The sequence below is a fragment of the Pseudomonas sp. LF-5 genome (assembly GCF_037626295.1).
GTDB classification, from domain to species: domain Bacteria; phylum Pseudomonadota; class Gammaproteobacteria; order Pseudomonadales; family Pseudomonadaceae; genus Aquipseudomonas; species Aquipseudomonas monsensis.
Genome location: NZ_JARKMT010000006.1, coordinates 38,527 through 51,939 on the forward strand (window position 1 = coordinate 38,527; position 13,413 = coordinate 51,939).

General features: G+C 62.4%; 14 protein-coding genes. 4 read left to right on the forward strand and 10 right to left on the reverse strand.

Going from position 1 to position 13,413, the window contains the following annotated elements; translation table 11 throughout:
- The first annotated feature begins 11 nt into the window (after positions 1-11).
- Both PseuLF5_RS18305 and PseuLF5_RS18310 read left to right on the forward strand, forming a co-directional pair.
- Complete coding sequence (locus tag PseuLF5_RS18305; RefSeq protein WP_340134246.1) at positions 12-1,568, forward strand: collagen-like triple helix repeat-containing protein; 1,557 nt, start codon at positions 12-14, stop codon at positions 1,566-1,568.
- Between the two features lie 133 nt (positions 1,569-1,701).
- Positions 1,702-3,372, forward strand: a complete 1,671-nt coding sequence (locus tag PseuLF5_RS18310; protein ID WP_340134247.1) for a ShlB/FhaC/HecB family hemolysin secretion/activation protein — start codon at positions 1,702-1,704, stop codon at positions 3,370-3,372.
- Between the two features lie 107 nt (positions 3,373-3,479).
- Here PseuLF5_RS18310 and PseuLF5_RS18315 read toward each other — a convergent pair whose 3' ends face one another.
- From PseuLF5_RS18315 to cpaB, 8 genes are read right to left on the reverse strand one after another with little or no spacing between them, the layout of a single operon-like run.
- Complete coding sequence (locus PseuLF5_RS18315) at positions 3,480-3,761, reverse strand: DUF3613 domain-containing protein (protein WP_222833734.1); 282 nt, start codon at positions 3,759-3,761, stop codon at positions 3,480-3,482.
- A gap of 11 nt (positions 3,762-3,772) precedes the next feature.
- Positions 3,773-4,468, reverse strand: a complete 696-nt coding sequence (locus PseuLF5_RS18320) for a hypothetical protein (RefSeq protein ID WP_340134249.1) — start codon at positions 4,466-4,468, stop codon at positions 3,773-3,775.
- Between the two features lie 10 nt (positions 4,469-4,478).
- Positions 4,479-5,369, reverse strand: a complete 891-nt coding sequence (locus PseuLF5_RS18325) for a type II secretion system F family protein (protein ID WP_123471086.1) — start codon at positions 5,367-5,369, stop codon at positions 4,479-4,481.
- Positions 5,366-6,250: a type II secretion system F family protein gene (locus PseuLF5_RS18330; RefSeq protein WP_186747427.1), complete on the reverse strand. Its 885-nt coding sequence runs from the start codon at positions 6,248-6,250 to the stop codon at positions 5,366-5,368. Before PseuLF5_RS18330 ends, PseuLF5_RS18325 begins: the two co-directional genes overlap by 4 nt.
- 10 nt (positions 6,251-6,260) lie before the next feature.
- Positions 6,261-7,532: a CpaF family protein gene (locus PseuLF5_RS18335; protein WP_340134251.1), complete on the reverse strand. Its 1,272-nt coding sequence runs from the start codon at positions 7,530-7,532 to the stop codon at positions 6,261-6,263.
- On the reverse strand, positions 7,529-8,719 hold the full coding sequence (locus PseuLF5_RS18340; protein ID WP_123471080.1) for a pilus assembly protein: 1,191 nt from the start codon (positions 8,717-8,719) through the stop codon (positions 7,529-7,531). Before PseuLF5_RS18340 ends, PseuLF5_RS18335 begins: the two co-directional genes overlap by 4 nt.
- Complete coding sequence (locus tag PseuLF5_RS18345) at positions 8,716-9,987, reverse strand: type II and III secretion system protein family protein (RefSeq protein WP_186747431.1); 1,272 nt, start codon at positions 9,985-9,987, stop codon at positions 8,716-8,718. The genes PseuLF5_RS18340 and PseuLF5_RS18345 overlap by 4 nt, the downstream gene beginning before the upstream one ends.
- Before the next feature lie 21 nt (positions 9,988-10,008).
- A complete protein-coding gene (cpaB, locus tag PseuLF5_RS18350) occupies positions 10,009-10,959 on the reverse strand; it encodes a Flp pilus assembly protein CpaB (RefSeq protein ID WP_340134253.1) in 951 nt (316 codons plus the stop codon).
- A gap of 337 nt (positions 10,960-11,296) precedes the next feature.
- Here cpaB and PseuLF5_RS18355 point away from each other — a divergent pair, with 337 nt between their 5' ends.
- Together PseuLF5_RS18355 and PseuLF5_RS18360 are read left to right on the forward strand one after the other, a co-directional pair.
- Positions 11,297-11,500 (forward strand): Flp family type IVb pilin, encoded by a 204-nt coding sequence (locus PseuLF5_RS18355; RefSeq protein ID WP_123471076.1) that lies wholly within the window; start codon positions 11,297-11,299, stop codon positions 11,498-11,500.
- Positions 11,501-11,559: 59 nt separating this feature from the next.
- Complete coding sequence (locus PseuLF5_RS18360) at positions 11,560-11,967, forward strand: response regulator (RefSeq protein WP_123471074.1); 408 nt, start codon at positions 11,560-11,562, stop codon at positions 11,965-11,967.
- A 43-nt stretch (positions 11,968-12,010) separates the two neighbouring features.
- On the opposite strand, the gene PseuLF5_RS18365 is transcribed toward PseuLF5_RS18360, so the two are convergent.
- Both PseuLF5_RS18365 and PseuLF5_RS18370 read right to left on the reverse strand, forming a co-directional pair.
- A complete protein-coding gene (locus PseuLF5_RS18365) occupies positions 12,011-12,790 on the reverse strand; it encodes a response regulator transcription factor (protein ID WP_315985724.1) in 780 nt (259 codons plus the stop codon).
- 126 nt (positions 12,791-12,916) lie between these two features.
- A complete protein-coding gene (locus tag PseuLF5_RS18370) occupies positions 12,917-13,387 on the reverse strand; it encodes a prepilin peptidase (protein ID WP_340134254.1) in 471 nt (156 codons plus the stop codon).
- Positions 13,388-13,413: the final 26 nt, after the last annotated feature.

A 13,413-nucleotide genomic window follows, 5' to 3' on the forward strand; every position in this document is an offset into this window, starting at 1 on the left:
GAATCTCAATCATGAAAACTCAAGGCATGTGGTGCAAATCGGCAATCGCTCTGGCATTGATTCTCTCCCTTGGCCTCACCGGCTGCAGCAGCGGTGGTGGCGGTCATAAAAGCAGTTCCGGCAGTTCTTCGGCGGACGGTACTGCTGGCACTGGCGGCACTTCGGGTACTGGTGGTACCGGTGGCAGCGGTGATACTGCGGGCACCGGCGGAACTGGCGGAACCGGTGGTACAGGTGGCACCGATCCGACCAATCCAACCAACCCGACAGATCCAACGGATCCTACCAATCCGACCAATCCAACCCCTACTCCCTTGGTGACCACCACGCTGGTGCAGGATGTCGGTAAGACCGTCGCGGGTGTCGGCGATGGCGTTGGCCAGATCGGCGACTCGCTGAGCACCGTACCTGTGGTCGGTGGCGTAGTGCAGAGTGCGGCCAACACCGCCGGCAATGTTGTCAGCACCTTGGGTGACGGAGTGGCCAATGGCATTGGCAAACTGGCCACCGACCCTAACGGCCTGACTACCACCGTTGCTTCGGTCGGCGGTGTAGTAACTGATGTCGGCAACGGCGTGTCCGACCTCAGCGCCAAGCTGTCCACTGCGACGGGCAGCGTGCCGGTAGTAGGCGGTGTGGTGACCAAAGTCGCGCCACTGCTCGACGGCGTCGGCGAGAAAGTCACCATGCTCGGCAATACCCTCGACACCACGCTGACCAGCGGACCGACCAGCCAACTGACGAACAAACTCGGCGGTAGTCTGGTGCCGGTGATTGCGATGGTTGAAAGCACCACTGACAAAGTTGGCGATGCGACCGGTCTGGGCTCCCCGCTCAAAGGCGTGGTTGCGCAAGTCGGCGGCGCGGTGAACACCCTGGGCGGCAAGGTCACCGATGCGGGTAACGGCAATGCCCTGACCAACACACTCGGCGGCGCGTTGAGCGATACCGGCACCACGGTCGGCAAGGCCGGTGGTCTGGTGTCCAACGGCACTGGTTCGGGTACTGGTGGAGTGGGTGGTGGTTTGGGCGGTGGCCTCGGCGGCACCGGTTTGCTGCAAACCGTTGGCGGCGCGGTGGTCAACGTCGGCGCAGGCCTGAATGCCGGTAATACCAATGGCGTGGTCAGCGCAGGCGGCGTGACCGCTGTCGGCCTGGGTAATACCGTTGCTTCGCTCAACACCGTGCTTGGCGGATCGGGCACCCCGATCACTGCGACAACCTCACCTCTGGCCACGGTTGGCGGAGCATTGGGTGCAGGTCTGAACCCGGTCACCAGTGGCGTCACCAACGTGACTCAGCAACTTGGCGCAGCGACCGGTGTCGGCTCACCCGTTGCAGGTCTCACTGGCCAGGTCGGCGGTGCGGTTAGCAGTATCGGCGGCAGCATTGCTGCGACCAACAACCCGGTCACCACTGCGGTCGGTGGTCTGGTCAGCAACGTCGGCGGCACCGTCGCTGCCGTCGGTGGACTGGTCAACGGCGGTACCAGCGGGGGTACCACCGGTGGCGGTCTGGGCGGTGTACTCGGCGGCCTGACCGGCACCCTGGGAGGCAACAAACGCTAAATTGCACCTGGCCGATTCGACGGCCTCACCTACAGCGCCTACGCTTGGTTGAGGGCGGAAGACTCCGACGAGTCTTCCGCTTTTTTCTTAGGAAAAAACAGCCCTGTGCTGCGACCTGACCACGGAGTGTCCTATGCGCGTAATGGCATCCCTGCTGTTCCTCAGTCTCAGTTCCGCCGCTTTCGCCGACACCCTGCCCAGTTTCCTCAACAGCAACGAAACCATCCGCAACCTGCCCGTACCGAACCTGCCCGCCGATGCCTATCGGCCGGCCGCCACCCCGGTGCTCGTGCCGGAACCCGGAGCGGCCACTGCGCAGCCGCTGATGCTGGAAACCCGAATCAACCTGAAAACGGTGCAGATTGAAGGCGGTACGATCTACCCGCTCAACGAGTTGGCCGAGATCTACAAACCCCTGATCGGTCACCCGACCAGCCTCGCCGATCTGATCGAAGCCACCCGCAACATCACCCGCCGCTATCAACAGGACGGCTATCTGCTGTCCTACGCGTTTTTGCCCCAACAGAAGTTCGACGACGGCGTGGCGCGGGTGGTGTTGGTTGAGGGTTATGTCCGGGATATCCAGATGCAGGGCGATGTCGGGCGGGTCAAAGGCCTGCTCGACGAACTGGCGGCGAAAATCCAGGCCGAACGGCCGCTGACCCGCAAGACTTTCGAGCGCTACACCACGCTGATGACCCGCATTCCCGGGGTGACGGTACAGGCCCGGGTGCCACCGCCGGGCACCACCGACGGCGCCACCACCCTGGTCGCCCAGGCCAGCCGCAAACCCTTCACCAGCACCCTGAGCACCACCGAAGACAATCGCAATGGCACCCAGGCATTGCTGGGTGTCAGCAGCAACTCACAGACGTCGATGGGTGAGCAACTGACCCTCAGCGGCCTGTTTCCGCCGGGGGACGATCACGAGCATTACTACCGCCTGGACTACAACCAGTTCCTCAACAGTGAAGGCACGCAGTTGAGCCTGTTTGCCTCGCGCTACCGAGCCGACCCGGGTACCAATCTGGTCACCAGCGACGGCTTCGAACTCAAGCCGCACAAGGAAGACGACCGTTACTCGATCGGTGTCAGCCACCCGTTCATCGCGGCGTCCAACGAACTGCTCAATGCCGGCGCGCGGCTGTATGCGGTCGATAGCAGCACCCGCTACAACGTGATCGGCTTCCCCCTGAGCATCGAGGAACGGACCGACGTCCGCGCCCTCGCTTTCGAAAGCGACTGGCGCAAGGCCGATGCCCGCCGGTTGCGGATTCTCAGTGGCGGTGTGTATCAGGGCTTCGACAGCATGGGCGCCCATAGCAACAACCCGGCGCTGGACCTGAACTTCCTGCGCCTGCGCCTTTCCGGCGTGCAGAGCGACAAATTCCTCGACAACTGGCAAGGCGTGCTCTCGGCGGCGGGGTACTGGAGCGATGACACCCTGCCCGACAGCGAGCGCGCAGTGTTTGGCGGGCAGAACTTCGGTCGGGGCTACCCGGACGACCAGGCCTCCGGCGACAAAGGCTGGGGCGCGGCGTACGAGGTCAACTACAGCTTCAATCGTGATGGCAGCTGGGTGCGCATCCTGCAGCCGTACGTGGTACTGGATCGCGCGAAAACCTGGTTCAACCAACTGGCGGTGCAGAGCAGCGACCTGTCATCGGCGGCCATCGGCCTGCGGTTTGGCGACGCCAAGTACTACAACATCGCGCTGGAGGCAGCGAAAGCGATGTCCGATGAAGCGCTGGACACCCACAACCGGCGAATGAGGTACAGCATCAGCTTCAGCTATCAGTTGTAGGGCAAGCCCTGCGAGTCTGACCGAGTGCCCTCGCTGGCAGGCCGGCTCCCACAGGGGGACTACATCCCCCAGTGAGGCCCGCCCGCTGGCGATCAACAACGCCCGGCCTAAGGTGTCCCGCCCCCAGATCCACTGTCGACCTTGCCACCCTGCTGCTGATCGTAGAACTGCGGAATATCGTGCTGGTAACTTTTCAACCAGCGCTGCATGGCCAGCTCGCGCTCGGTCGGGGTGACGGTTTGCAGGGTCGGCGAGGGCACCTTGTTGCGCGCCTGCAACTGCAACCAGCCTTCGGTTTCCTGTTGCTCGGCCGAAGCCGGGCCCGCGTCGATGGCATGACTGACCAGGGGCAAGGCCAGCAGACTGAAGCAGACAATCGCAGCTCTCATCACAGTTCTCCTTATTTGAGCATGGCCGTGACAGCGGCCGGGGCCGGGACTTTCGCCGGTACCTTGAGCTGTTCCGCGCGCCTCTGCGCTTCGCTGAATTGCTCGGGGCTCAGGCCGAGGCGACTGACCAGTTCACCGGCACGGTTCCATTCATCCTGATACAGCAACAGCGTGACCAGATTCAGCGCGGCCAGTTGATCGCTTTGCTTGAGCTCCATGGCCGTCAGGAATTCGAAGCGCGCGTCTTCAATGCGCAGTTGGTTGAGGTAGACCACGCCGAGGTCATTGCGGATTTTTTCGTCGGTCGGCGCCAACCGTGCGGCACGTTGCAGATGCGCTTGAGCCTGACCGTAATCGGCCTTGGCCGCCGCCAGTTGACCCAGACCGTGCTCGGCCTCGGCCGCCAGGCAACTGCCGAGCAGGCCCCGATAAAGCGGCTCGGCCTCACTGCGGCCGAGCAAGCGGTAAACCCGGGCCTTGCGCAGGCGCACGTCGGCGAGGTTGTCCGGCAGGCTCTGCAGGTTGGCGAGGCTGGCGTGCAGCTTGCCGTCCTTGACCATATCGTCGGCGAGGTTCAGCGACAGTTGTTGCTCGGAACTCAATTGGCCGCAGCTGGCGTTGCTGCTCAGCGCCGCCCAAGGGGTCTGGCCGGTATTGGCACAGCCCCCGAGCAACAGAAGACAGGTACCTGCAATCATTGCTTTCATTTCGATCCCTCTAGGCTCCCAGGGCCTTGGCCAGGGCGGTGAAGCCCGGACCGGCCAGGACGATCAATAACGCCGGGAAGAGAAACAGCATCATCACGACGGACATTTTGGCGGACATTTTCGAGATGTATTCCTGCAACCGGGTCAGGCGGCGGTCGTCGAGCAATTGCTTGAGTGACAGCAACGATTTCATCGCGCCGCCGCCCTGATGCAGCAATTGCTGGAGGATCACGCAGGTGTCAGTGAACTCGTCCACCGCCAGCAGTTGCGTGGCCTTGTTCAGTTCTTCACCCAGCTCAAGGCCCGAGTCGACCCGCGCCAGCACCAGGCGCAACTCTTGCGTCAAGACCGGCAGCAACGCCTGGGCCTCGTGGCTCAAGACCCGCAACGCCTGCTCCACGGCCATGCCCGACTCGAAAAGAATGCGCAGCAGCGGCAGGAACGTAGCGATCTCGCTCGCCAGGCGTTTCTGCCGACGCGCCACCGCCATTACCAGCAGGCGCTTGGGCAGCAGGTAGCCAACGCCGAGGGCGAACAATGGCGCGATCCATTGTTTCTCTACAGACGTAAAGAACACCCCTTGCAGCAACACCACCACCGCGAGCATCAACAGCGGCGCGCCGATCTGGCAGGCAGCGAACAGCGAGCGCTGGCGCGCACTGCGCCAGCCCAGGCGGCTGAGCAGGGTCTGGGTTTCATTGTCGAGCTTGACGCTGTGCTGGCCCACCCGGCTCTCGCCGAGCACTTGCAGCAGGTTGCCAAAACGGTTCTCGCGGCTCAGCTCGCCGTCGAGCCGGCGGCTGATCTGGCGGCTGCGCCGACGCTGCTCCAGCAGGTTGGCAATCAGCAGCACTGCGGCACCGAGCAAGCATAAAGCGCTGATCATCAGGGGCGTGGTCATAGGCTGCGCAACATCCGCCAGAGCAACAGACTGCCGATCACCTGCATGCCGAACGCCGAGGCGAGCATGCGCTGCCCGGACGGGTCGTGCCACATGGCAACCAGGTACACCGGATTGGACATCAGGAAATAACCGGCCATGGCGATCGGCAATAGTCCCAGCACCCACGCGGTCAGGCGGGTTTCGCCGGTCATCGCGCGCAACTGGCGCGAGGCCTGGTCACGTTCGCGGATCATCTTGATCAGGTTTTCCAGCAACTCGCTGGCGTTGCCGCCGTAGCGGTGATTGACCTTGAGGCCGAGGGCGAACAGACGAAACTCATCCTTCTCGTACAACTCGGCCAGATCCGCCACGGCGTCCGGCAGGCTCACGCCCAACTGCACATTGCGCTGAACCCGGCCCATGGCATTTTTCAGCGGATCTTCACTGGCTTCGATGCCGCCAAGCACGGCATCGGCCAGCGTGCGCCCGGACTTGAGACTGCGCACGGTGTGGTCGAGCAGTTGTGGCAGTTGTTCGATCATCCGCCGCAATCGACGCTGGTAACGCCAACTGACATACAGGCGCAAAACCACCGGCGGCAACGTCAGCAACACCAGCAAGCCAATCCATCCGGCGATGGCAAAGCCGATCAGTGTCGCAAACGCCCACAACAGCAGCCACACGCCGAGTCGATCCGTCGGACGCCCCAGACCCGCGCGTAGAAATGTCCGGTCCAGACCGGCCCAGCGCGGAACTTCGCCAGCCCGTTGCGGCTGCCCCTGACTCAGCCGGTCGAGCACGCGCTCCGCGCCACTCTGGCGCCAGCTGTTATAGAACAGGCGCAGCGACAGACCGAGCAACGCCAGGCAAATCACGATCAGCAACAGCGGTTTGAGCATGCCGTGCCCCTCAATGCGAAGGCGCCGGCTCGCGGCGCAATTTGTCACCGGCCGGGTTGACCGCTTCGCGCAGAAAGCCGAAACCGGTGCGACGGTCGAGGCGGAACAAGGTGTTGGTGACATAGATGTCGTCGCGCACGCCAACCACTTCCACCACTTCGCTGACGCAGCGGCGACCGTCAGGCATGCGGGTCAACTGAATGATCACGTCGAGGGCTGCGCAGATCATCTGGCGCAACGTACGTTCGGCGATGGAACGCCCGGTGAGCCCCACCAGTGTCTCCAGCCGGAGCAAGGCATCCTGGGCGTTGTTGGCGTGTACGGTGCTCATCGAGCCGTCATGGCCGGTGTTCATGGCGGTCAGCACATCGACCACTTCGACCCCGCGAATCTCGCCGAGGATGATCCGGTCCGGGCGCATCCGCAGGGCGTTGCGGATCAGGTCGCTGGGCTTGACCTCACCGTGGCCCTCGGCATTCGGTGGTCGGGTTTCCAGGCGCACGACGTGCGGGTGGCCCAGCTGCAATTCGGCGACGTCTTCGATGGTCACCAGCCGTTCATGGGGATTGATCAACTGGCTGAGAATATTCAGCAGCGTGGTTTTTCCGGTGCCGGTACCGCCGCTGATGAGGATATTGCAGCGTTTGCCGACGGCTTCCTCGATAAAGTCGAAAATCGCCTGATCGATGGTTTGCATCGCCATCAGGTCGGTGCTTTTGAGCATGTCCTTGCGAAACTTACGGATCGACAGGCAGGGGCCGTCGAGGGCAATCGGCGGGATGATGGCGTTGACCCGGCTGCCATCGGGCAGCCGCGCGTCGACCATCGGCGACGACTCGTCGAGGCGACGCCCGAGCGGGGCGAGGATGCGTTGCATCACCCGTTCGACGTGATGCGCATCAATAAACCGCAGATCGCTCAGGTGCAACACGCCGTCGCGTTCGATGAACACCCGGTGCGGGCCGTTGACCAGAATCTCGGTCACCGCACTGTCGCGCAGCAGCACTTCCAGCGGACCGAAACCGGTCAGCTCGTCGACGATTTCTTCAGCCAGCCGCTCCATTTCATAACGCGAAATCGCCAGGTGCAGCCGTGCGATGTAATCGGCCACCTTGTCGATGACAAACTGCGAAAGCACCTGCCGCGAACCTTCCAGCAGGTTTTTCCCGGACTCTTCGATAGCGTCGATGATGTAGCGGTGCAGCACCAGTTTCAGGCCGTCGTGATCGGTGTTGCCGGCGGCTTGGCGCTGCTGCCCGCCGAACAGTTGCTCGCCGTTCATGAGGTGCCTCGCAGGCGGTTGAGCCAGTTGACCTTGGGTTTGACCAGGCCTTCGGAACGTTTGGCCAGACGTTCGCCGAGGGTGCGCAGGCTTTGACTGAGGGCTTCGCGCGGCGCCAGCTCAAACAGGGTGACACCCTGGTTTTTTGCGTTCAGGCGCAGCTCCGGACTGCAAGCGAGCACGGCGATCACTTCCAGGCCAAAGGTCTTGCCGAGGGTGTCGGAGTCGGGCGCGACGTTGCGCAGATAACGGTCGACCAACAAGCGGCCGTGCTCGAGTTTCATGCCTTTTTCGCGCCACAGGTTGAGCACCGCGAGGTTGCGCCGACAATCGAGGACATTCTGGTCGGTGTACCACAACAGCTTGTCGCAATGGCTGACGAAGGTGCGCAGGGCTTCGCTGTCCGGCTGGCCGGTGAGGTTGACCACAATGTGCTGGAAGTGCTGCCGCAAGGCGCTGAGCAGCATGTACAGCTCAGCGGCACTGGTGCGCTCGAGCGGCTCGTCGCCACTGGCGTACGCGAGGATGCGCAGGCCAGCCTCGGCAGTGGTGAAGGCGCTGTCGATCAGGGTCGCGTCAAGGCGCCGCAAGTGGCGCAAGGCATCGCCGAAATGGAACGAGCTCTCCAGCCCCAGCAGCGCCAGACTGTCGCCACGCGGCAGGCCCAGATCGAGTAACAGGGTTTGCTGGCCGCTCTTCTGCACCACCAGCGCCATGTGGTTGGCGAGCAATGCGCCGTCGGCATTGCTTTGCACGCCGTACAGCACGGTCAGGCCGCCGAGCTGGGCATTCGGCGTCACCGCCGGCAGGCGTTTGCTCAGGCGTCGCACCAGCCCGGCGACCTCGCTGGAACGCGAGCCATAGGCGACGAAATCCCGCGCCCCGGCGCGCATCGCATTAAGCACCAGCTGATTGTCCATACCATCGCCAAGGGCAACGATGGCGAGCATCGGTTTGGCTTCCAGCACGCCTTCGATCAATGCACTCTGCGCCACCAGATGGTCGCGATCGAGACCGACGAAGACCAGGCTGGCGAAGGTCACATCGACCAGCGCCAGCAATTCATCAAGACTGCCGCCACCGGCACTGACCACTTGGCCCAGCGGCGCCAAAGCGCCCTGCAACCATTCAAGGTCGGTGTCGTTGCGGGTGATGGCGAGGAAGGTCTGGCTGAGGCTCTGGCTCATTGCGATAGCCCGCTGCGTTTGTCGAAGTTGCCGTTTTCCAGGAAGTACAGGCGATACCAGTTCGGATCGTAGTTGCGCAGTTTTTCCCCGGGCAGCGACGGTAATGGCGCATTCGCGGCCAGTGGCTGCACCAGGTGCGGGGTGACGATCATCAGCAGTTCGCGCTCCTGGCGGTTGACCGACGAGTTGCGGAAAAACGCACCGAGCACCGGGATGTCGCCCAGCCCGGGAAACTTGTTCACTTCCGAAGCGTTGTTGGTGCTGATCAGCCCGCTGATGACAAAACTCTCGCCATCGGCCAGCGAGATGCTGGTATCGGTGCGGCGAATAGTGAACGCCGGCACCTTGGTGCCGCCGATGGTCACGCCGTTGTTGTAGTCCAGCTCACTGACCTCCGGAGCGACCTTGAGGGCAATCCGGTCGCGACCGATCACGGTCGGGGTCAGTGTCAGGCGAATGCCGAATTCCTTGTACTCGATGGAGTAGCTGTTGCTGTTGGCACTGGGGACCGGGATCGGGATTTCGCCCCCCGCAAGGAAACTTGCACTCTGCCCGCTCAGCGCCACCAGGCTCGGCCGCGCCAGGGTATAAGCGAAGCCGCTGCCCTCCAGCGCGTTGACGATGCCAAGGAATTTACTGCTGCCGCCACCCCAGACAATGTTGAACATATCGTTGGCCAGCGGGATGCTCGGCACCGCGATGCGCGGATCGAGATTGCGCAACGGCACCACGCCCGGCGTGACCGAGGTGTTGGGCACTGTGCCCGGCGCGCCGAACAGGAAGTTGTTCGAGCCCTTGCCGAAAATCTGCGTGCCGGCTTCCTTCAGTTTGGTGCGACTGACTTCGACGAAGCGGATGTCGGTCTGCACTTGCGACGGCAGGGTCGGATCATCGCTGGCCGGCAATGCCACGGCGGTCATCGCTGCACTGGCCTTGCCCTGGACGAACACCATGCTTTGGCGCGGAGCGCTGGCGCAGGCGCTCCAGATCATCAGTGTGGTTGCACCGGGAGCGACGCCGGTCAGCAATACCCCTTGATCGCCGGTCACGCGCACGTCGGCGATTTTCGGGTCGCCCACCGCAACCCGGGTGATCGCCACCGGTGATTGCAGCGCCTGCTGCATGCCCTCGCCGACTTCCAGCGCCGCCGGCAACGGGGCCAGTGCCGCGCAATTGCCACTCGCGGCAGCGGCACTGCCGCTGGCGGCAACGCCCAGCAGCGGGGCCAATAGCAAGCCGATGAACAGGGGCGTAAAACGTCTGCGCATGTAAAGGCGTCCTTGCTCGATTCAGGGGGTGGGTTGTGCGGTTTCGGCACCGCGGATCACTTCCACGGATGCTTTGCGTGGGGCCGGTGCGCCAGCCACTGCCATGGGTTTGGGTGGCGCAGCCAGTGACAGCTGACTGAACTCCAGAAGTTCGCGACGCGGCGTGTCGAGTCGCGTCGCGACATCGTTTTCACCCTTCCAGTATTTCGCCAGTTGCTGTTCATCGGCACTGCGCACGGCCAGGCGCAGCACACCGGCGCCGGACGCCAGCATCAAGCGACTGAGTAACGGCTCCGGCACCGCCAGCACCACACTGCGCGCGGCCATGCGTTGCTGTTCCTGCTTGAGGCGTTCATCGTCGCTGCGTGCCGCACCGGTGGGCTGGCCGTCGTTGGTCAGGCCGGTCTGGCTGCCGACCACCAGCACCCGTACCGCCGGGATCACCAGCTGTGCCGAAGGTTGTGGATTCACTTCGTCCTTGCGCAGAAACAACAGCACGTCCACGTAATCGCCGGGCGCCAGTTGCCCGCCGACGTTGATCACTTCATCGACGGCCACGGCCAGTGCGCGCTCACCGGGACGAATCATCCGCGACAGTTGGCTGCCGGGTTCGAAGCTTTCTTCACTGAGCCAGCTGCCAGCGCTCAACGGCCGCCACGGCGTGCGCCCAATGACTTGATCGACGTTGCCCAGACTACCGGCCGGTGCGGTGCGCAGCTTCTCCACGGCCACGTCGGCGGCGGTGATTTTCACGAACGGAGCGATGTCGCGCAGCAGCACGACAACCGGTTGGCGGCTCGGGTCCTCCACCGCAGCAGGGGTGGCCGGCGCTGACGCGACAGCTGCGGTCGCGGGCGCCGCGACCGGTTCAGCAATGGCAGGTTGCCGGCTCAACGTGAGTCCCCAATACCCGGCGATGATGGCCCCCAGCAGGAACAATCCGGCCAGACCCAACGTGATGCGACTGTTCATGACGGCTCTCCCTTTCCCGCTGCGCGCTCTTCTTACTGCAATGACCCGTACTTCCAACGAGATAACTTCGCAATCAGGCAGCTATGAACAAGTAACTATTTCGCTATTTGACGGTAGCGCAGGAAGAACAAAACGCCATTACGAAGGCGGAAATATCCAACGAAAGTAGCGGGCGGATACGCCAAAAGTGGTTTTGCATGGTCTAACGGCGCCTTACTACTTTGGAGTTAATCCGTTCTTACAGTTGCTGGGGTGGAAAATGCCGACAATGCTGATGCTGGCACAGGGAAATCATGTTGCGAATGCGCAACACCTGGTGTGCTCAAGGAGAACTCTCATGTCGTATTCCCGGGTAGCCCGCAAAATCAAAGCTCAAATGGCGTTTTTCAAAAGGCTGGCCAAAGACACCGAAGGTGCATCAGCCATCGAATATGCATTGGTCGTGGGTCTGGTGGCGCTGGTGATTGCTGCCTTCGGTAACGGCATCGGCCTTCGCGTCACCGCGATCCTGACTTCGATCCAGACCGCGCTGGGCGGATAACTTGTCAATGCGCCCATTGGGTTCTACCGTCAGAACTCAGTCCATTGCAGGTGTCGCCCATGAACGCTTCCGTACCTTCTCGCCAGCAGTTGCTTCTCGTCGACGATGAAGAGGATGCACTGCTTGAGTTGGCGGAATTGCTGGAAGGCGAAGGCTTCATCTGTCATACCGCGACGTCGGTGAAGCTTGCGCTGCACCATCTGACCCGCCACCCCGATATCGCATTGGTGATCACCGATCTGCGCATGCCGGAAGAAAGCGGCATGTCGCTGATCAAGCGCCTGCGCGAGCACACGTCGCGCCAGCATCTGCCGGTGATCGTCACCTCGGGCCATGCGGACATGGAGGATGTCAGCGACATGCTGCGCCTGCAGGTCCTGGACCTGTTTCGCAAGCCGATCTATCACGTGCGCCTGCTGGAAACCCTGGACAACCTGTTTCCCAAGGTCAGGACCCATCTCGGTTGAGATCAAACGGTTTGACCCCGGCGAATGCCGGGGTCATCAGCGGTCAGTGCGCCGTCACTCGCAGGCGTGATCCCGAAGTGCCTGGCGACAACGCCAGGGCCAACTGGGTGCGGTTATGCATGTGGGTCAGGCGCAACACCTGCGAGACATACAGCTTGACCGTGTTCTCGGTAATCCCCAGCTCACAGGCAATCTGATAGTTGGTCTGGCCTTTGCCGACCAGCCGTGCGACGTCGAGCTGACGCGGTGACAACTGATTGAAGATCGCCGGGATTTCCACCTCGTGCTGCCCGTCCGCCGACGGCTCGGCGCTGCTCGGCACTGGTGCGCGGCGCACCTTGTCGAGGTCCTGATACAGGTCGTCGATCGACTCGGAGAGGTACTGCAGCTTCTCGTTCAGGTGACCCAATTGCAGGGTTTTCTGCCGTTCCTGCAGGGCGGCCTCCTGACGTTGCAAGCCCTCCAGCAACTCGTCCAGATCAATCGGCTTCTGGTAGTAATCGGCGATCCCGGCACGCAAGGCCTTGATCACGTCCTGCTTGTCGGCACGCCCGGTAAGCATGATGGCCTCGAACACCCGGTGTTTGCCCGACAGGCGTTGCAGTTCCTGCACCAGCTGGATGCCGTCCATGTCCGGCATGTGCAGATCGCACAACACCAGGCCGATGGCAGGGTTTTCGACAAATTGCTCGATGGCCTGCCGGCTCGATTGGCAAGGCACGCAACGGTAGCCACTGCTTTCGAGAAACTCGCAGAGCTCCTCGACGATCAGCGGCTGATCGTCGACCACCAGTACCTTCACAACAGACGTAAGCTTGTTCACTTGCAACTCCATGCCCGGGCCAAAAGGCTGACCGTTCCTGTACTCACAGCGTGTGGTTGTATAACCGTTGATTTGAAAGTAGACCCACTTTCCTACTATGTACATAGCAGTAGTGGCAGGTGGCGACTAATGGATCCAAACCAGCGTCAGAGCGCTTCCCGCGAGCACGAACGGTGCAAATGGCAGCTTTTTTGACTTTGATGGCGCCATGTATCGCAGACGTCGCCTAAGTCCTTGACTCATATGCAGCCAGAGTTTTGGCGCAAACAACAGCCAGAGCACACTGGCGAGTGCGGCGCCGATGAACGTACCGAGCAGCAGTTGACCGTCCGTCGCAAGGCCCAAGGCTGTCATTAGTTTCACATCGCCGGCACCCAACCGACGCCATCGGTAACCGGGCAACGTCAACGCCAGCGCGAGCACTGCGGCCCAGCCGCCCTGAACCGCTTCAGCCCCCAGCCAGGTGGTGCCGGTGCTCAGCAGATAGGCCATCGCCAAGGCACCCACACCCAGCGTGAGCGCATTGGCGATATGCCGCTGGCGGGCATCCTGCGCCGCGCACAGGGTCAGCCAGATCAGTAGGACAATGCTCTGCATGCGGTAAAAAACGTCCGTTTTGGCCG

Coding starts and splice junctions, on each gene's coding strand:
- PseuLF5_RS18305 (WP_340134246.1), top strand. CDS start 12: ATGAAAACTCAAGGCATGTGGTGCAAATCGGCAATCGCTCTGGCATTG.
- PseuLF5_RS18310 (WP_340134247.1), top strand. CDS start 1,702: ATGCGCGTAATGGCATCCCTGCTGTTCCTCAGTCTCAGTTCCGCCGCT.
- PseuLF5_RS18315 (WP_222833734.1), bottom strand. CDS start 3,761: ATGAGAGCTGCGATTGTCTGCTTCAGTCTGCTGGCCTTGCCCCTGGTC.
- PseuLF5_RS18320 (WP_340134249.1), bottom strand. CDS start 4,468: ATGAAAGCAATGATTGCAGGTACCTGTCTTCTGTTGCTCGGGGGCTGT.
- PseuLF5_RS18325 (WP_123471086.1), bottom strand. CDS start 5,369: ATGACCACGCCCCTGATGATCAGCGCTTTATGCTTGCTCGGTGCCGCA.
- PseuLF5_RS18330 (WP_186747427.1), bottom strand. CDS start 6,250: ATGCTCAAACCGCTGTTGCTGATCGTGATTTGCCTGGCGTTGCTCGGT.
- PseuLF5_RS18335 (WP_340134251.1), bottom strand. CDS start 7,532: ATGAACGGCGAGCAACTGTTCGGCGGGCAGCAGCGCCAAGCCGCCGGC.
- PseuLF5_RS18340 (WP_123471080.1), bottom strand. CDS start 8,719: ATGAGCCAGAGCCTCAGCCAGACCTTCCTCGCCATCACCCGCAACGAC.
- PseuLF5_RS18345 (WP_186747431.1), bottom strand. CDS start 9,987: ATGCGCAGACGTTTTACGCCCCTGTTCATCGGCTTGCTATTGGCCCCG.
- cpaB (WP_340134253.1), bottom strand. CDS start 10,959: ATGAACAGTCGCATCACGTTGGGTCTGGCCGGATTGTTCCTGCTGGGG.
- PseuLF5_RS18355 (WP_123471076.1), top strand. CDS start 11,297: ATGTCGTATTCCCGGGTAGCCCGCAAAATCAAAGCTCAAATGGCGTTT.
- PseuLF5_RS18360 (WP_123471074.1), top strand. CDS start 11,560: ATGAACGCTTCCGTACCTTCTCGCCAGCAGTTGCTTCTCGTCGACGAT.
- PseuLF5_RS18370 (WP_340134254.1), bottom strand. CDS start 13,387: ATGCAGAGCATTGTCCTACTGATCTGGCTGACCCTGTGCGCGGCGCAG.